Source organism: Enterobacter sp. DSM 30060 (assembly GCF_013375955.1).
Classification (GTDB): Bacteria; Pseudomonadota; Gammaproteobacteria; order Enterobacterales; family Enterobacteriaceae; genus Enterobacter; species Enterobacter intestinihominis.
Genome location: NZ_CP056118.1, coordinates 4,719,126 through 4,737,644 on the forward strand (window position 1 = coordinate 4,719,126; position 18,519 = coordinate 4,737,644).

General features: G+C 56.0%; 12 protein-coding genes, 2 tRNA genes and 1 pseudogene. 7 read left to right on the forward strand and 8 right to left on the reverse strand.

Annotated elements, in window-relative coordinates:
• Positions 1 to 6: 6 nt before the first annotated feature.
• Both HWQ15_RS22520 and HWQ15_RS22525 read right to left on the reverse strand, forming a co-directional pair.
• On the reverse strand, positions 7 to 2,700 hold the full coding sequence (locus HWQ15_RS22520; RefSeq protein WP_176587415.1) for a cation-transporting P-type ATPase: 2,694 nt from the start codon (positions 2,698 to 2,700) through the stop codon (positions 7 to 9).
• 47 nt (positions 2,701 to 2,747) lie between these two features.
• Positions 2,748 to 3,179: a universal stress protein gene (locus HWQ15_RS22525; protein WP_058646946.1), complete on the reverse strand. Its 432-nt coding sequence runs from the start codon at positions 3,177 to 3,179 to the stop codon at positions 2,748 to 2,750.
• A 472-nt stretch (positions 3,180 to 3,651) separates the two neighbouring features.
• Between HWQ15_RS22525 and HWQ15_RS22530 the strand changes: the two genes are divergently transcribed.
• The 3 genes from HWQ15_RS22530 to HWQ15_RS22540 are packed head-to-tail and all read left to right on the forward strand — an operon-like array spanning position 3,652 to position 8,761.
• Positions 3,652 to 4,737: an efflux RND transporter periplasmic adaptor subunit gene (locus HWQ15_RS22530; protein ID WP_046619217.1), complete on the forward strand. Its 1,086-nt coding sequence runs from the start codon at positions 3,652 to 3,654 to the stop codon at positions 4,735 to 4,737.
• Positions 4,737 to 7,799: an efflux RND transporter permease subunit gene (locus HWQ15_RS22535; protein WP_063148539.1), complete on the forward strand. Its 3,063-nt coding sequence runs from the start codon at positions 4,737 to 4,739 to the stop codon at positions 7,797 to 7,799. The genes HWQ15_RS22530 and HWQ15_RS22535 overlap by 1 nt, the downstream gene beginning before the upstream one ends.
• Before the next feature lie 38 nt (positions 7,800 to 7,837).
• Positions 7,838 to 8,761, forward strand: coding sequence for an acyltransferase (locus HWQ15_RS22540; RefSeq protein WP_160863192.1), 924 nt, complete (start codon positions 7,838 to 7,840; stop codon positions 8,759 to 8,761).
• On the opposite strand, the gene pagP is transcribed toward HWQ15_RS22540, so the two are convergent.
• Entirely contained in the window at positions 8,758 to 9,333 is a 576-nt protein-coding gene (gene pagP, locus HWQ15_RS22545) for a lipid IV(A) palmitoyltransferase PagP (protein ID WP_023300518.1), read from the reverse strand. The genes HWQ15_RS22540 and pagP overlap by 4 nt on opposite strands.
• 256 nt (positions 9,334 to 9,589) lie before the next feature.
• On the opposite strand from pagP, the gene shiA reads away from it, so the two are divergent.
• The 3 genes from shiA (at position 9,590) to HWQ15_RS22560 (ending at position 14,225) form a co-directional block, all read left to right on the forward strand.
• The gene (gene shiA, locus HWQ15_RS22550; RefSeq protein ID WP_022648594.1) at positions 9,590 to 10,906 is read left to right on the forward strand and encodes a shikimate transporter; all 1,317 of its coding nucleotides are present in this window, start codon (positions 9,590 to 9,592) and stop codon (positions 10,904 to 10,906) included.
• A 76-nt stretch (positions 10,907 to 10,982) separates the two neighbouring features.
• Positions 10,983 to 12,437 (forward strand): AMP nucleosidase, encoded by a 1,455-nt coding sequence (locus HWQ15_RS22555; RefSeq protein WP_022648595.1) that lies wholly within the window; start codon positions 10,983 to 10,985, stop codon positions 12,435 to 12,437.
• Positions 12,438 to 12,452: 15 nt separating this feature from the next.
• Positions 12,453 to 14,225, forward strand: a complete 1,773-nt coding sequence (locus tag HWQ15_RS22560) for an aminopeptidase P family protein (RefSeq protein WP_063215898.1) — start codon at positions 12,453 to 12,455, stop codon at positions 14,223 to 14,225.
• 142 nt (positions 14,226 to 14,367) lie between these two features.
• Here HWQ15_RS22560 and HWQ15_RS22565 read toward each other — a convergent pair.
• Together HWQ15_RS22565 and emmdR are read right to left on the reverse strand one after the other, a co-directional pair.
• Positions 14,368 to 14,443 (reverse strand) — tRNA-Asn (locus HWQ15_RS22565).
• A 103-nt stretch (positions 14,444 to 14,546) separates the two neighbouring features.
• Positions 14,547 to 16,030 (reverse strand): annotated as a pseudogene (gene emmdR / locus HWQ15_RS22570) (multidrug efflux MATE transporter EmmdR).
• Positions 16,031 to 16,191: 161 nt separating this feature from the next.
• Between emmdR and HWQ15_RS22575 the strand changes: the two are divergent.
• A tRNA-Asn gene (locus HWQ15_RS22575) sits at positions 16,192 to 16,267 on the forward strand.
• 136 nt (positions 16,268 to 16,403) lie between these two features.
• On the opposite strand, the gene HWQ15_RS22580 is transcribed toward HWQ15_RS22575, so the two are convergent.
• From HWQ15_RS22580 to sbmC, 3 genes are all read right to left on the reverse strand, one after another.
• Positions 16,404 to 16,739: a DUF496 family protein gene (locus HWQ15_RS22580; protein WP_000450410.1), complete on the reverse strand. Its 336-nt coding sequence runs from the start codon at positions 16,737 to 16,739 to the stop codon at positions 16,404 to 16,406.
• A gap of 147 nt (positions 16,740 to 16,886) precedes the next feature.
• Positions 16,887 to 17,945 (reverse strand): FUSC family protein, encoded by a 1,059-nt coding sequence (locus tag HWQ15_RS22585; RefSeq protein ID WP_022648598.1) that lies wholly within the window; start codon positions 17,943 to 17,945, stop codon positions 16,887 to 16,889.
• A gap of 91 nt (positions 17,946 to 18,036) precedes the next feature.
• Positions 18,037 to 18,510, reverse strand: a complete 474-nt coding sequence (gene sbmC / locus HWQ15_RS22590; protein ID WP_063148537.1) for a DNA gyrase inhibitor SbmC — start codon at positions 18,508 to 18,510, stop codon at positions 18,037 to 18,039.
• Positions 18,511 to 18,519 lie beyond the last annotated feature (9 nt).

Here is an 18,519-nt window from a genome sequence, read left to right on the forward strand (position 1 = left end):
ATTCAGTTAACCTTTCGTCGTGCGCCATCTCCGGGTAAGGACTTTTTCCGCTTCCACAATCATGAACATTGCGAACCCGAACAGGAAGGTAATGATCCAGTAGCGGAACGGCAGCGCTTCGGTACCGAACAACATCTGCATAAATGGCGCATAGACGATCAGAAGCTGAAGGGCCAGAAGTACGCCGCTCACGATCCATATGCCCTTGTTAGCCAGCAGACCTTTACTCAGGGAGAAGCCGTCGGTGACGCGGCAGTTGAGCATGTAAAACCACTGGGCAGTGACCAGCGTTTGCAGCAACACGGTGCGGATGAACTCCGCCGAGTAACCGCGCGGTTGCAGCCAGGCCTCCAGCACAAAGGCGCTGATGGCAATCATCAGGCCGACAAACACCACGCGCCAGATGGCGTAACCGTCCATCACGTGCAGGTTAGACTTACGCGGCGGCCGGTTCATGATGTCCTTCTCACCCGCTTCAAACGCCAGACCAAACGACAGCGTTGCCGAGGTTGCCATGTTCATCCACAGGATCAGTACCGGTGTTAACGGGATAAGGTTCCCCGCCAGCAGGGCAATAATGATCAGCAGGGCCTGGGCGATGTTGCTCGGGATAACGAACAGAATGGTCTTTTTCAGGTTGTCGTAGACCCGACGCCCTTCATGGACCGCCCGGGCAATGGTGGCAAAGTTATCATCCGTTAACACCATATCGGCGGCTTCTTTGGTGACTTCAGTACCTTTGATCCCCATCGCGATGCCGACATCCGCCCGCTTCAGCGCAGGCGCATCGTTCACGCCGTCCCCGGTCATCCCGACCACTTCCTGCTTACTTTGCAGCGCCTGCACCAGACGGAATTTATCTTCCGGGCTGGTTCGGGCAAAGATATCGTATTTTTGCGCCGCCTCGCTCAGCTGGTGGTCGTCCATCGCCTCCAGTTCGCGCCCGGTAATGGCGCTCGCCGCGTTGCCAATACCCAGCATCTGACCAATGCTCATCGCTGTTTGTGGATGATCCCCGGTAATCATTTTCACGCGAATGCCCGCCTGCAAGCAGTCGGCAATGGCCGAAATGGCTTCCGGGCGCGGGGGATCCATCATGCCCGCAATGCCGAGCAGTATGACCCCCTCTTGCAGATCCGCATGCGTCAGCTCGCGCTGCCCGCTGGCGGCCGGTTTCCAGGCCGCAGCCACCATGCGCAATCCTTCGCGCGCATACTCTTCAATCTTCTCTTCCCAATAGTGCAGGTTGAACGGCTCCAGCCCGTTTTGAGTCTGCTGGTGCTGGCAAAGACGGAAAAGGACGTCCGGCGCACCGGTGATTAACATCACCTCTTCGTCGCCCAGGCGATAAAGGGTGGACATGTATTTATATTGCGAATCGAATGGGATTTTACTGCGCAATTCGGCGTCAATTGCCGGAAGCGGGATTTTTGCCGCCAGCACCTTCAGCGCGCCTTCGGTGGGCCCGCCGGTGATTTTCCATAGCCCCTGCTCATCTTTGATCAGCTGGCTGTCATTACAGAGATCGACGGTGCGCAGATAGCGCTCCAGCACAGACCCCTGGGTCACGGTTACCGGTGTTGGATCGTCAACAGGGTGAATATTGCCCACCGGCTCGTAGCTGTCTCCCTCCACGCGGTAGGTGGTGTCCGCGGTAATCACCGCTTTTACCGTCATCTCATTCATGGTCAGGGTGCCGGTTTTATCCGAGCAGATCACCGTCATCGCCCCCAGCGTTTCCACGGTAGGCAGCTTGCGAATAATCGCCTTGCGACGCGCCATCGCCTGCACGCCCAGCGAGAGGATGATAGAGATAATGGCCGGTAAACCTTCCGGCACCGCCGCCACCGCAAGGCTAATCAGCGACAGCACCAGCTCTGATACGGGCATATCGCGGAAGATAAGACTGAAAACGAACAGCGCCAGCATCATCACCAGAATGGTGATAAAAATGGTCTTGCCGAGCTTGTCCATTTGCACCATCAACGGGGTACGGTGTTTTTCAATGTCCGACATCATCTGGTTGATATGGCCGAGTTCGGTCTCCCCACCGGTCGCCACCACCAGCCCTTTTCCCCCGCCGGAGCTGACGGTGGTGCCAGAATAAAGCAGGTTGTAACGGTCGCCTAACGGCAACTCCCCGTGGAGCGCATCGCTGCTTTTCTCCACTACCGTGGATTCGCCGGTAAGAATAGCTTCTTCCACCCGCAGGTTGTGCGCCTCTATTACGCGAAGGTCGGCAGGAATGCGATCCCCGGCGCGTATCACCACGATATCTCCCGGCACCAGCGCTGTCGTCGGGATAGTTTCATGGTTGCCCTGCCGGATGACCACAGCCTCGCTGGAGAGCATATTACGAATGCTTTGCAGCGATTTCTCCGCATTGCTCTCCTGAATATGTCCAATCAGGGCGTTGATGATGGCCACCCCAAGAATGACAAACATATCCACCCAGTGTCCCATTATCAGCTTCAGCAGCGCCGCCGCCAGAAGGACGTAAATGAGAACATCGTTGAAATGGGCCAGAAAGCGCAGCCAGCCGGGTTTACCCGGTTTTTGCGGTAAGGCATTTTCACCGTATTTTTCCAGTCTGGCGGTGGCTTCTGCACTGGTAAGTCCGTCCAGGCTGGATTGGATATTTGTCAGGGTTTCATCAACGGTCTGTTGATAATACGGATGGTGAGGCTTTTCTGTTATCATCGTTCCTTCCTCGGGTTCTTTTCAGAAATCACCTTGCTTTCATGTCATTAACGAATAACGAAAACAGGAACATGTGCATAACGAACGATACTCGCCGCCTCTGACCCTAATAAATGGGTTTGAATATTGGGATTGCGCGACCCCACAATAATCGCGCCGACGTTAAGTTCATCCGCCAGTTTGATTACCTCATCACGTATATTCCCGCTGCGAACATGTAGATGGACATTTGCTTCCGACAGGCTGATTTTTTTTACCAGCGCGGCCAGTTTTTCTTTAGCATTATTAATCATATATTCATCCATCTTTCTCGCGTCTGCAATAAAACCGCGGGTCAGTTCCGCCGAGAACTTTGGCATAACGTACAGCAGATGGACATTACCCGATGCGCTTTGCGCCAGGAATTGGGCATGCTGTAGCGCTTTATCAGACAACGCTGTTTCGTATACATCCACCGGCACCAGAATCGTTTTATACATATCAAGCATCCTTTTTATAACCAACACAACAGTGAGTGAATCAGGAGAGATCGCATCAAGCCTATGGGTACAGGCGTGAATGCCTTTTACGGAAAAAAGGAATGGATGCTATTAAACGTAGCACAGGAATATCAGGATGTTATTCAAAGGGGATACGCTATCGTATCGCTTGTTTCGCCTGAGTATGTCACGCCACTAATAATGGTTATTTAACATTTATTTATTCACCGACTATGCTCATAGTCAGACATGCAACACGTTCATTCTCATTATCCCGCGCCACCTTCAACATCATGGAGGAATGCATGTACGGTTTAAGCCTGATTCGCCTTGGTTTGTTTATTGCGCTTGCCATTATCGCCAGCACAGCAATCGGTTTATTTACCTATGTGGTCGTCTCGGCCCTGGCGGAATAGTGCCACCCCAGCATTGATGACGAAATAAATAAAACAATTATTATCAGGGGAATACTGTGAAGCGCTACCTCTCTCTTCTGCCTGCTGTTTTATTGCTGCTGACGGCGTGCGACCCCAAACCCGACCGCGCCGCGCCCCTGCCAAAAATGGTAAAAGTCGCAGAGGTGGTGAAGGCCGGCAACGCACAGCAGCGCGTATTTCCCGCGCGTATCGAATCCGGCGACGCCACCGATCTCGCGTTCAAACGTGCCGGGCAGATTGAGACTCTGGACATTCGCCAGGGTGCCGTTGTCAAACAGGGACAACGGCTCGCCAGTCTTAACGATCGCGAAGCCCGGCAGCGTCTGAACGACAGGCAAACGGCGGCGACCCTGGCTCAGCGGCAATTCGACCGCTTCCAGACCCTGGCAGGACGCCAGGCCGTGTCGAAGGCCGAGATGGATGTCCAGCGCGCAAACCGCGATTCTGCAAACGCCGCGCTACAGATTGCTCGCGAGGAATTAAGCCAGATGACGCTCGTCGCCCCCTTTAGCGGGACAGCGGCCAGCGTACATGTGCGAAATCATCAGGTCGTCTCAGCCGGCCAGCCCGTCGTCACCCTGACCCGTACCGACCTGCTGGACGTGGTGTTCAGCCTTCCAGAGAACCTGTTTAACACCTTCGATATCCGCAATGCGCAGTACAGACCGGTAGTGAGGATCAACGCCCTGCCCGGTCGCGAGTTTACCGCTGTGTACAAAGAGCACTCAGGCAGTAGCGACAGCAACACATTGACCTGGCAGGTGATTTTAACCATGCCCCGCCCGGATGATTTTCCCGTCGTGGGCGGCGTCAGCGGAACGGTCACCATCAATTTAACCAACCTACCGGCGGGCGTGGGCAGTGAGGCGCTGGTGGTGCCGGTTGAAGCGGTCTTTAACCCGGATAACCGCCCGCGCAATGAGCCACACGTCTGGGTGGTGACGGGCGAAGGCGATACGTTGCACCTGGAAGATCGTAAGGTCAGCGTCGGGCAAGTCAGCGCTGAGGGGGTCGTCATCGTCGGTGGGCTTAAGGCGGGTGAACGCGTGGTGGCCGCAGGCGTTGGGGAGTTACATCCCAACCAGCCGGTACGTATCTGGACGCGTGAACGGGGACTGTAATGGATATCTCTCGTCAGTTTATCAGCAACCCGGTTCGCGTCTGGCTGACTATTCTGCTGCTGGGCGTAGGTGGCATTATTGCCCTGTTGAACATCGGCAGACTGGAAGATCCGGCGTTTACCATCAAAACGGCGGTGGTGATCACCCATTATCCGGGCGCGTCGGCGCAGCAGGTTGAGGAAGAGGTCACCCTGCCACTGGAAAACGCGCTTCAGCAGTTACCTTACCTGGATAACGTCAGCTCCATCTCCTCCAGCGGCCTGTCGCAGATCACGGTCAATATAGCCTCGCGCTACCACTCAAATGCGCTGCCGCAAATCTGGGATGAACTGCGTCGCCGGGTGGGAGATGCCGCCCGACAGTTTCCACCGGGGGTAGTGACCCCGTTTGTGAATGACGATTTTGGCGATGTGTTCGGCTTTTTCTTTGCCATTTCCGGCGATGAATTCAGCAATCCGGAACTGGTCCGGTATGCCGAGCAGCTGCGCCGGGAGTTGGTCCTCGTGCCGGGCGTGGGCAAAGTGGCCATCGGCGGAGCCCTCACCCAGCAGATTAACGTGGACATTTCTCTGAGCAAAATGGCCGCGCGCGGGATTACGCTTAACCAGCTTTCTGCCCAGCTCAGCAGGCTGAACGTGGTTTCCAGCGCGGGAGAGATCCCCTCCGGTACTGAGTCAATTCGTCTGCATCCTACCGGAGAATTCGAAAGTATTGACGAGCTGGCCGATCTCATAGTGACCCCACCCGGCGTTGGGGCGGCTACCCGCTTACGGGATATTGCCACCCTGTCACGTGGGCTGGATGCGTCCCCTGCCAGCATATACCATGCCAACGGCAGAAAAGCCGTCACCATGGGCGTCTCCTTTATACCCGGCGTTAACGTGATCGACGTGGGACATGCCCTGGAGGCGAAGCTTGAGCAGATGTCAGCCGAGAAACCGGCAGGTATCCACATCGACCTGTTTTACGATCAGGCGGCGGAGGTCGGGCATTCCGTCAACGGATTTATCATTAATTTCCTGATGGCGCTGGCGATTGTCGTCGGTGTGTTGCTGATCTTTATGGGCTTACGCAGCGGGCTCATTATCGCCTTTTCCCTCGCGCTCAACGTGCTGGGCACGCTGCTGATCATGTATCTCTGGGGCATAGAACTACAGCGTATTTCACTGGGGGCGCTGATCATCGCCCTCAGTATGCTGGTCGATAACGCCATTGTGGTTGTCGAAGGGGTACTGATAGCCCGGCAGCAGGGCTCGCCCCTGCTTAACGCCATTAACGCGATTATTCGCCGCTCTGCGCTGCCGCTGCTGGGTGCGACGGTCATCGCCATCCTGGCTTTTGCGCCCGTCGGGCTGTCGCAGGATTCCACCGGCGAATACTGTAAGTCGCTGTTTCAGGTGTTGCTGATTTCGCTGATGCTGAGCTGGTTCTCAGCCCTCACCATTACGCCGGTGCTGATTAAATGGTGGCTGTTTAAACATGACGCTGCACCGCCAGACGCCGACGAAACGGATCCCTACGACAAACGCATCTATCGGATCTACCGGGGTTTGCTCAATGCGCTGTTACGGCGTAAAGCGCCAACGCTGATGGTGATGGCCGCACTGCTGGCTGCCGCCATCTGGGGCTTTGGCTCGGTGCGGCAGAACTTCTTCCCCTCATCCAGTACGCCAATTTTCTTTGTCGACCTCTGGCTCCCTTACGGGACCGACATTAACTGGACCGAGAAGATGACCGGTGATATCGAGAAAACCATTAACGGCCAGCCTGGCGTGGAAACTACGGTCTCGACGATTGGTCAGGGAAGTATGCGATTTATTTTGACCTACAGCGGACAGCGGCAGTACAGCAACTATGCACAAATCATGGTGAGAATGGACGACCAGCGTAACATCCCCGCCCTGACCCGCCACGTTGATGAGTACATTGCACGGAACTACCAGCAGGTTAACGCCAGCACGAAACGGGTGATGTTTGGCCCCTCCGGTGACAGCGCCATTGAAATACGTATTAAGGGCCCCGAGCCGGACAGGCTGCGTCTGATCGCCAGCCAGGTAGACAGTATTCTTACGCGCGATCCGGCGACGGACAGCGTCAGGAACGACTGGCAAAACCGCAGCAAAGTGATCCGCCCGCAGTACGTCACCGCGCTGGGACGTGAGCTTGGCGTGGATAAGCAGGACGTCGATAACGCCCTGGAGATGAATTTCTCCGGCAGCCGGGCGGGACTGTACAGAGAAGGAAGCGACCTGTTACCCGTGGTGGTGCGCCCGCCGGAAAGTGAACGGCTGGACGCCAATCACCTGAATAACGTCCTGGTATGGAGCCAGACCCGTCAGCAGTATATTCCGCTGAGCAACGTCGTCAGCGGCTTCGCGCTGGAGTGGGAAGATCCGCTGATCCTGCGTCGCGACCGCTCGCGCGTGCTGACCGTGCAGACCGACCCTGACCCGCTAAGCCAGCAAACGTCCGGCGATATTCTCGCCCGCGTGAAGCCGCAAATAGATGCCCTGCCTCTGCCCCACGGCTACAGCATTGAATGGGGCGGGGACGCGGAGAACTCCAGCGAAGCGCAACAGGGGCTATTTACCACGCTGCCGCTCGGGTATCTGGTGATGTTTGTGATCACGGTGCTGATGTTCAGTTCGGTGAAAAACGCCGTCGCTATCTGGCTGACCGTGCCGCTGGCGCTGATCGGCGTTACGCCCGGTTTTTTACTTACCGGGATCCCCTTTGGCTTTATGGCACTGATTGGCCTGCTGAGCCTGAGCGGGATGCTGATCCGCAACGGCATTGTGCTGGTGGAAGAGATAGAGCAGCAGAAAGCGCAGCAGGATCAGCACAGTGCGATCGTTTACGCCGCCACGTCGCGCCTGCGTCCCATCCTGCTCACCGCCTTTACGACCGTGCTTGGCCTCGCCCCCCTGCTGCTGGATGTGTTCTTCCAGAGCATGGCCGTTGTGATTATGTTTGGGCTTGGGTTTGCTACAATCCTGACGCTGCTGGTACTCCCCGTAATTTACGCGTGTTTTCATCGTAAGGACGAAGCTGAACAACAATGAATGCGACAGGGCTGAACATCATCAAGACGCTGGGCTGTATGACGGCGGTCACCTTCTTCACCATCTACAACACCTGGGACCATTACGATTATGACTATCACTGGATCCTCGGTTTTTTAACCTTCATTTCGACCATCGCCACGCCGTTGTTTTTTGTGGTTGCAGGGTATCTGGATGGGCAATCCCGACACGGCACGCGCTGGCAGCTGGATAAGATCAAAAGCCTGGTGATCGTCTTTCTGTTCTGGGTAACCATTTACTACCTGTGGGAGCCCTATCAGCGCGGATATCTGATCCAGCCTTGGTTCGTGTTCGCGTTTGTCGTGATTTACACTTTTCATCCGGCGGTGGAGTGGCTCAGCCAGCGGCGAACGCTGTTTTGCGGGGTGATTGTCACCCTGCTGCTTTTCTCATACGGGTACGATTTGCTGTCAGCCCTCTATCCTGATGTCCACGTGCTTTCATTGTCGCCGCAGTATCGCCTGTGGACGTGGCTGCTGTTTTATCTGACGGGGCAGCTCTTTTGCGATCCGCAGATTGCGGCGTGGATCGGCCGCAAAAATGTGGTCAGGGCAGCGGTGATTGCCATACCGTTTATCTATCTCTTCACGTGGTTTTACGAACGGCATTTCTTTTTTGCGCTATTTAAAGCGGACAGAAACGCCTTTATCCTCACCGGATCGCAAATCTACATCCTGATTATTGCCCTGGTGATTGCGGCCAACGGCGTACGTTTTCGCCGCAATGCGGAGTTTAAAGAGTCCGTGCTGGCCGCCATTAGCAAAACGATGACCGGGGTCTATATCATGCACTACTCGGTGTTTCACCTGTTGACGGCGCTCATTCCGGTAACGTCCCTGAGCACCAAACTTGCTCTGATTGTGCTCACCTTTGTTACGTCGGTCCTGTTTTCGCTGCTGATTCTGTCCAACGCAGTGGCCAAAAAAGTGATCACTCTTTAAAAGCCCAGGCGCAGCCAGGCAAACAGCACGTTGCCGTTGTTGTAGGTTCCGGGAATATAGGTGAACTGGACGGTGACGCGCTTATATCCGGCAGAGAAAAGCGGGAAGATAAACGGCAGCGGGACATAGTTGGCAAAGTCGTCGCGCGCGGTGATCCCCGCGGCGGCCCCCAGCCCCAGACGGAAATCTTTTGCGTTATCCAGATACCAGCCCTTTTCCCAGCCGTAGCCCATCGCGGGCTGCCACTCGTTATGTGAATCTTTAAACATCATGGCAAAGAGTGCGCTCCAGTTGCCCTCGTCGTTGTAGCGAGAAACGCCCAGTCCGCCGCCCCACGGCATTTCGTTGTAGTTATCCGTTTTCTCTTTGTCATACATAAAGCGGGCATGCCAGCTCAGAAACGGCAGGTAGAGATCGTAACGATCCGGCTGCTCCCATGTCTGGGAAATATCGTCTGTTACCGCATCCCACCAGCGGTGGATGCGCTGTTCGCCGTAGACTTTTGGCTCCGCATGCAGCGGCGAAGCCACCAAAAACAGGACTACCCAGAGTGCAGGAAAGAGGCGTTGCATCGTAATTCCCTCAGCTTACGTCACACAGCGATCATTATTACTGTAAACCATTCAGCCCTAACCGGAACCAAACAGGCTGATTTATATTGGGACCCGATAAGATGAAATTTATTGATTCTGCGCTTTCAGGAAAGATAAAAACGTTTTCTCAGGCCGTCTGTCGCGGTAGTCTCATACGTTCCGTCAATATGACGGCTGCAACGTGAGTGACCTTTTCTTATACCAATAATTAAAAATCAGTACAGACAGGACAACTATGGACTCCACCCTCATCTCCGCTCGCCGCAACGAGGAGACACCTTCGCTTAACCGCGCCCGCCGCGCCGCTTTAGGTAGCTTCGCAGGCGCCGTCGTCGACTGGTATGACTTTCTGCTCTACGGTATTACCGCTGCGCTGGTCTTTAACCGTGAATTCTTTCCTCAGATCAGCCCCGCCATGGGCACGCTTGCTGCGTTTGCCACCTTCGGCGTCGGTTTTCTGTTTCGTCCGCTGGGCGGGATAATTTTCGGCCACTTCGGCGATCGCCTTGGCCGTAAGCGCATGCTGATGCTCACCGTCTGGATGATGGGCATTGCCACCGCGCTGATCGGTATTTTGCCCTCCTTTGCATCGATTGGCTGGTGGGCCCCGGTGTTGCTGGTGACGCTGCGCGCCATTCAGGGCTTTGCCGTCGGCGGCGAATGGGGCGGCGCGGCACTGCTGTCCGTGGAAAGCGCGCCGAAGAACAAGAAAGCGTTCTACAGCAGCGGCGTGCAGGTAGGTTATGGCGTGGGTCTGCTGCTCTCCACGGGCCTGGTGTCGCTAATAAGCCAGCTCACGACAGACGAGCAGTTCCTGAGCTGGGGCTGGCGTATTCCGTTTATCTTCAGCATTGTGCTGGTCGTGGTGGCCCTGTGGATCCGTAACGGCATGGAAGAGTCGGCTGAGTTTGAGCAGCAGCAACGCGAAAAACCGGTCGCGAAAAAACGGCTGCCGGTGATGGAAGCGCTGGTGCAGCACCCTGGCGCTTTTCTGAAAATTATCGCCCTGCGCCTGTGCGAACTGCTGACGATGTATATCGTCACCGCCTTCGCCCTCAACTACTCCACGCAAAACCTCGGCCTGCCGCGGGAATTGTTCCTGAACATTGGCCTGGTGGTGGGCGGGATCAGCTGCCTGACCATCCCCTGCTTCGCCTGGCTGGCGGATCGCTTTGGCCGTCGACGGGTGTATATCACCGGGGCGCTCATCGGCACACTCAGCGCCTGGCCGTTCTTTATGGCGCTGGAGGCCCAGTCGGTCTTCTGGATTGTCTTCTTCGCGATCATGCTCGCGAACATCGCTCACGATATGGTGGTCTGCGTGCAGCAGCCGATGTTTACCGAGCTGTTTGGCGCAAGCTACCGCTACAGCGGCGCGGGCGTGGGATATCAGGTGGCGAGCGTGGTCGGCGGCGGGTTTACGCCGTTTATCGCCGCCGCGCTGGTGACGTTCTCCGGCGGGAACTGGCATAGCGTGGCGATTTATCTGCTGGCAGGTTGCCTGCTTTCTGCTGCCACCGCCCTGTTGATGAAGGAAACCGCGCACAGCTGATCTCCTCACTTTTGTTTCACAGGCGTGTGACATACTATCGGGTATAGCCGCACACCTGTGGAACAAGGAGACAGACATGAATAATAAGGGCTCCAGCCTGACCCCGGCTCAGGCGCTGGAAAAACTCGACGCGTTGTATGAACAGTCCGTCAATGCACTACGCAGCGCCATCAGTGACTATATCGAAACAGGGAAACTTCCCGATGAAAAGGCCAGAACCCAGGGCCTTTTTGTTTATCCATCGCTCTCTGTCACCTGGGACGGCAGCGCCAGCAGCAATCCGAAAACCCGCGCCTATGCGCGTTTCACCCACTCCGGCTGTTACAGCACGACCATCACGCGTCCTGCGCTGTTCCGCCCCTATCTGGAAGAGCAGCTTACCCTGCTGTATCAGGATTACGGCGCGCATATCAGCGTTGAACCGTCCCTGCACGAGATCCCTTACCCGTACGTAATAGACGGCTCAGCGCTGACGCTGGATCGCTCCATGAGCGCGGGGCTGACCCGCCATTTTCCGACCACTGAGCTGTCGCAGATTGGCGATGAGACGGCGGACGGGATCTATCACCCGGCAGAGTTTTCACCGCTGTCGCACTTTGATGCCCGCCGTGTCGATTTTTCGCTGGCACGCCTGCGCCACTACACCGGCACCCCAGCCGAACATTTCCAGCCGTTCGTACTGTTTACCAACTACACCCGCTATGTAGACGAATTTGTCCGCTGGGGCTGTAGCCAGATCCTTGACCCGGACAGCCCTTACATCGCTCTCTCCTGCGCGGGCGGGATCTGGATCACTGCCGAAACCGAAGCACCGGAAGAGGCCATCTCCGACCTGGCGTGGAAAAAGCACCAGATGCCCGCCTGGCACCTGGTCACCGCCGACGGTCAGGGCATTACGTTGATTAACATCGGCGTTGGCCCGTCGAATGCGAAAACCATCTGCGACCATCTGGCGGTTCTGCGCCCGGACGTCTGGCTGATGATCGGCCACTGCGGCGGCCTGCGTGAAAGCCAGCTGATTGGTGATTATGTCCTCGCCCACGCTTATCTGCGTGACGACCATGTTCTTGACGCGGTTCTGCCGCCGGACATTCCTATCCCGAGTATCGCTGAAGTACAGCGCGCCCTGTACGACGCCACCAAAGAGGTGAGCGGCATGCCGGGTGAAGAGGTGAAGCAGCGCCTGCGTACCGGTACGGTCGTCACCACCGACGATCGTAACTGGGAGCTTCGCTATTCCGCCTCCGCCCTGCGTTTCAATCTCAGCCGTGCGGTCGCGATCGATATGGAAAGCGCCACCATTGCTGCGCAAGGCTACCGCTTCCGCGTCCCGTACGGCACGCTGCTGTGCGTGTCCGATAAACCGCTGCACGGCGAGATCAAACTGCCGGGTCAGGCGAACCGTTTCTACGAAGGGGCGATCTCAGAGCACCTTCAGATTGGAATTCGCGCCATCGATTTACTGCGTGCAGAGGGTGACAAACTACATTCCCGCAAGCTGCGCACCTTCAATGAGCCACCGTTTAGGTGATACTTAGGACACAATATGCACACCACATCACCGCTTACGGCCCTGCGCCAGTGGCTACAGGACAATCAGCTCGACGGGATGATTGTGCCGCGCGCCGATGCCTGGCAGAGCGAATCTTGCGCACCGTATGATGCAAAGCTGGCCTGGCTGACGGGCTTTGACGGCTCGGCGGGGCTGGCGCTGGTACTGAAAGACAGAGCGCTGCTGTTTGTTGACGGACGCTATCAGGTTCAGGCCCGCGTACAGGTCAATCTCCACGAGGTGGAGATCCACCATCTGCACAACGAGCCGCTGGCCGAGTGGCTGGCGAAAAACGTTGCGGCCGGCACGCGCATCGGCTTTGATACGCTGCTGATGACCAATGCAGAGTTTACGCGGCTCTCGGCCACGCCGTGCGAACTGGTACCGCTCGCGCGCTCTCCGTTCGATACCCTCTGGGTTGACCGCCCTGCCGCCCCCGCAGGGCTTATCCGCGAGATGCCTGTAGACATCAGCGGCGAAAGCAGCGCCGCCAAACGCCAGCGCGCCGCCGCCGTGCTGGCAGAGCACCGCGCGGATTATCTGGCCGTTACCCTGCCGGACAATATCGCCTGGCTGCTGAACGTGCGGGGCTCAGATATCCCCTTTTGCCCGGTGCCTCTGTCGTTTGCCCTGCTGAGCCGCGAGGGTGCGGTGGAATGGTTTGTGGATGACAGCAAGCTGAATGCGCTGCCGGATGCCGTGCGGAACGCCTTCACGATTGCGCCTCAGGAAGCCTTTATCCCGCGCTGTAGGCAGCTTGCGCAGGGTAAGCGGGTCATGATCGATCCCGATTCCGCACCGGTGGCGTTACGCTTTGCGGTTGAACCTCAGGGGGAAATTATCTGGCAGACCGACCCGATCACCCTGATGAAAGCTACGAAAAACCCGGTGGAGCTGGCGGGCTATCGTGAATGTCATCACCAGGACGGTGCGGCATGGGTGAATTTCCTGGCCTGGCTGAGCCGGGAAGTTCCTCAGCGGGCCGCGTCGGGAATGCCGCTGACCGAGCTTGACGTGCAGGCGAAACAGCTTGCGTTCCGCCTGCAACAGCCTGGCTTTGTCGAGCCGAGTTTCGCCACCATTTCCGCTTCCGCGAGTAACGCGGCGATGTGCCATTACCACTCAAGCGAGGCCAGCAACAAGCCCATCGGCCACGACCACTTTTACCTGAATGATTCCGGGGGGCAGTACCGCAACGGCACCACGGACGCGACGCGTACCCTGGCCTGGGGAAAGGTCGATCCACAGCAGCGTTTGCACTACACCGCAGTGCTTAAAGGCTTCCTGTCGCTGATTACCCTTCAGTTCCCGTCCGGCACTCAGGGGCACCAGCTGGATGCCTTTGCGCGCCGTCCGCTGTGGGAGTTGGGACTGGATTACGACCACGGCACCGGTCATGGCGTAGGGCATCAGCTTCTGATCCACGAGAACCCGCACCGTTTTGCGCAAAAGGTCAACCCGTGGCCGCTGGTGGCGGGCAATATTATGACCATTGAGCCGGGTTACTACCTGGGCGATAGCCACGGTATTCGCATTGAAAACCAGGTGGAGATTGTCGAAAGCCGTCCGGGATTTTGTAAGTTTGCCTCGCTGACGCTGATCCCAATCGATTTAAGCCAGGTGGAGCTGCATCAGTTGAGCGAGTCAGAAAAACAGTGGCTGGATGAGTACCACCAGCAGGTACGAGAGGCGCTTTCACCCCGGGTGGACAGCGATGCGCGGCCGTGGCTGGTGGAGGCAACGGCGCCAATTCGTGTGAACGGATAGTGCGGCTTTTGCCGGGTGGTGGCTTCGCCTTACCCGGCCTACGATTCGATGTTTTTGTAGGTCGGGTAAGCGGAGCGTCACCCGACAATTTTACTGAACGCAGAAAAGCAAAAAGCCTGCTTAAAAGCAGGCTTTTCAAATTTGGCTCCTCTGACTGGACTCGAACCAGTGACATACGGATTAACAGTCCGCCGTTCTACCGACTGAACTACAGAGGAATCGTGTGAACGGGGCGCATATTATCGATGCGCCCTGAGGATGTCAAAGGGTGAATGCAGATTTTCAATCGTTTGCCGATTTATTCTCCACTTCGCACATTTGTCAGGCACTTGCCGTTTCCGAAACCTCCTGCTCCGGTTTTTTTCGCGGATATTTCCACAGCCAGCGTCCGCTCACCATGCGCCAGTAGAACAGCGCCCCGCGCACGGCCCAGTCAAGGAACATCCCCAGCCAGACGCCGACAACGCCCATACCTAACATTACCCCCAGCGTGTAGCCCGCCACGACGCGGCAGCCCCACATGCCGAGCATGGAGACCCACATCGCAAACCGGGCATCGCGCGCCCCTTTCAGCCCGGCAGGAAGTACCCAGGACGCGGCCCAAATTGGCATAAACGCCGCGTTGAGCCAAATCAGCACCTTCACGACCTCTTTCACGTCATTTTCGTGCGTATAGAACGAGGCCATTAGCCCGGCTAAAGGCGCAGTTCCCCACGCAATCGCCGTCAGTCCAATGGTTGAAAGCCAGAAGACATGCCGAAGTTGCCGTTCCGCCTGCCCAATCTGCCCCTTTCCGAGGCGTCTGCCGGTGATGATCGTCGACGCCGATCCCAGTGCGTTTCCGGGCAGGTTAATGAGCGAGGCGATGGAGAAGGCAATAAAGTTGCCGGCGATGACGTCTGTTCCCATCCCGGCAACAAACATCTGCGTCAGCAGTTTCCCACCGTTAAACAACACGGATTCGATGCTGGCCGGAATACCGATCCCCATCACTTCCCAGATAATGGCGAAGTTAAGCGGACGGAAATAGCTTTTAAGCGTCAGGCGCAGCGATGGCGTAATTCCCGCCATCAGTACGCCGATTATCGCCGCCGCACCAATATAGCGGGAAATGGTCAGCCCTAATCCCGCGCCGACAAAGCCCAGCCCCTCCCAGGAAAAGACACCGTAAATCAAAACACTGCTGATAATGATGTTCAGGATGTTCATGCCGCCGTTTATTAGCAGTGGAATTTTGGTATTCCCTGCGCCACGAAGCGCACCGCTACCAATCAGCGCGATGGCAGCCGCCGGATAGCTCAGCACCGTCATTTCCAGATAGGTGAGCGCCAGATCCTTCACTTCACCTGTCGCTTCACCCGCGACGATGTCGATAATTTCTTTGCCGTAATAATGGATAACCGCCGCCAGGATGATCGAAAAGAGGGTCATGATCATCAGCGACTGTCTGGCCGCCTCCCGGGCGCGTTTTGGATCAAGTTTCCCAAGACTAAACGCCACCACTACCGTTGTACCGAGATCGATAGCGGCAAAGAAGGACATCACAACCATGTTGAAACTGTCCGCCAGCCCTACCCCGGCCATGGCTTCTTTACCGAGCCAGCTCACCAGGAAGGTGCTTAACACCCCCATCAACAGGACGCAGGTATTCTCCAGGAAAATAGGCACAGCAAGGGGGGTGATTTCACGCCAGAACAGAACTCGATAACTCTTACGTTTTGCATACCAGGGCGTGCGCATAATCGCCTGGCGCAGGGGTGCGGTGACGTTCAAAATGGGCCTTAACGAGAAAGTTGAAACTCCATTTCAAATGATGGGGCAGAAATGCGTATCCTGCAAAGTATTTTCCATAAAATTATGTTTGGATTTACAACAAAATGACGACAGAATCATCAAACAATCACTTTTGCCTGAGATCAGGTTTGACAAAAGTTTTTTCGCCGCTAAGATAAGCCTCCACAACGATTCCTCTGTAGTTCAGTCGGTAGAACGGCGGACTGTTAATCCGTATGTCACTGGTTCGAGTCCAGTCAGAGGAGCCAAATTTAAAAAGCCTGCTTTTAGAGCAGGCTTTTTGCTTTTCTGCGCCACGTAAATTGTCGGGTGGCGCTACACTTACCCGACCTACGGTCCTGTAGGCCCGGTAAGCGCAGCGCCACCGGGCAACAGAGTGTGCGATTACTCGCCTTTAGCGTCGACGTTTTTGATTTCGCCCATCACTTTCAGCTTTTTGGAAATGTCGCGACGCTCTTTGGACAGCTCAGCGTTTTTGATGATGTAGTCATCAACGCGATCTTCATAATCGCTCTTCATGCTGGCGATGATGCCCTGAATGGCTTCAACGCTCATACCTGGCTTGATGTAGTCGCTCAGGTTGTCCAGCAGCAGGACACGTTTCTGGTTGTCACGGATCTTCTTCTCTACGTCCTGGATTTCGCGCTGTAGCTTGTTTTTGCGGCGGAACAGGCGGACGAACTCCAGAACATCCTGGAACGAAGGCTTGGTAGTTTCCATTTTTACACCCCTGATAATGTGAGATTCGGATTCGTTAAAGCAACCGTTTTAACAGACAGCGGCTGCGAATGACAATGAGTATATCGTTTAAAACCATCATAACCCTAATTGTTGCTGAATCGAAGCAGCAGGCATCACATACGCTTTTTATTTGCGCAGTGCCCGGCAAATCAGCTGCGATAACAACTCCAGCTGTCGCGCCAGCTCCATACTCAGCCAGACATAGCCGTGGATGGGCGTTTCCGACACATTGTCGCCCTGACGCTCATTCATCAGCTGTTTGAGCTCGATGACGATGTCATTCAGCCGCTCGCTGTTCGCCCGTATCGGCTGTGGGTTACCTTCGTAAAGTGCATGAGCGATGGTCAGCAGGGTTTGTTGCGTCATCTGCTGCGTCTCTTTCAGCGTATGCGCGTTGAGCATCAGAAGATGGCTGGGGCGTGAGGCCCAGTGGGCATTGATTTGCAGTTCAAGCATACAGACCAGATTACGGCTGACCGTTTGAATGGCTTCAAAAATGGCTTTCTGGATATGCGTCTCTTTGCTTGCCGGGGTAATTAACCCGCGCATTTTGACCACATCATTTAGGATTTTTTGCAGGTGCTTTTCCAGCCGCGGACGCTCAATCAGATTCGGCGAAAACCCGGCCTGGTAGACCCGGTTAAATGCCGTGACGTAGTTTGCCATCTGAATGCGCCAGTGCAGGAAGGCGCGCTGCGGCCAGATGCCGGTAAACAGCATGGCGAGCAACGAGCCGAGGATCACGTCCCCGCTTCGCCACAATGCGGTGGTCATATCGCCCGCCGGTGCGCCGACCACAACGGCGAGCGTAATGCCAATCAGCAGCGCCTGATACGGTTTTTTTCCGAGGGCCAGCCATCCGCAAAGAAACATCGCCACCGCGCACCACAGCAACATGAACGGAAATGAAATTAGCTCCAGCTTCAGGGCGATAAGCCCAAGCGCCGAGCCTAAAACGGTACCGCCTATGCGTTCGAAAGCGCGAGGGACCACGTTCCCCCAGAATGAGATCGGCCCCATCACCACCACCAGCGTGATCAGCGGCCACGTCCCTTCCGGGATATCCAGCAAACGAACCAGTACGAAGGTCAGCACAAACGCCAGCGCAATGCGGCAACCGTGCACTACGCGATAATGTTTGTATAACCGAATTTCAAAAGGGGTTAATGACTTGTCGGGGCGCACACCCGTCTCCAGCTCTACGGCAAACCACAATTGTACTGTGTTTTCAGCCGGGTGGATCGCGCCCGGCTGAAAAACCCTGCGTTTCGCAGGATTATCCCACTTTGTGCTCTACCGGTACAAACATCTCAATATCCCAGTAGCCGTCAGCATTGCCATCGTTCAGATAGCGTTCGAAGCAGGGTTTTGGCGCAATCTGGAATTTGCTGTCTTCCAGCAGGGAGTTGAAGAACTGATACCACGGGGTGGCGAAATCATGATTTTCGACGTGCGCGGCAGCAATAGCATACTCTCCGGCAGCAATTTCGGTCAGCATTACCCCTTCGCTGTTATCAGGGATAGTGAAATCGTCCACTACCGTTACGGCGGTAACGCAGCGAAGCTTTTCTGCCGGCACGTCATCCGGATTGTCATAATAAACGGCCACCCACTCCTGCGGCTGAATATGACGTCCATCTACCCACATAACCAGCTGTTCAAATCCCTGCTTGACCGTCTTTTCCCACGGCCCCACGAGATGAAAGCCAGCGATCGTACGTTTCTGTTGCTGCCTGATGCTGTAGTCCATGCTGCCTCC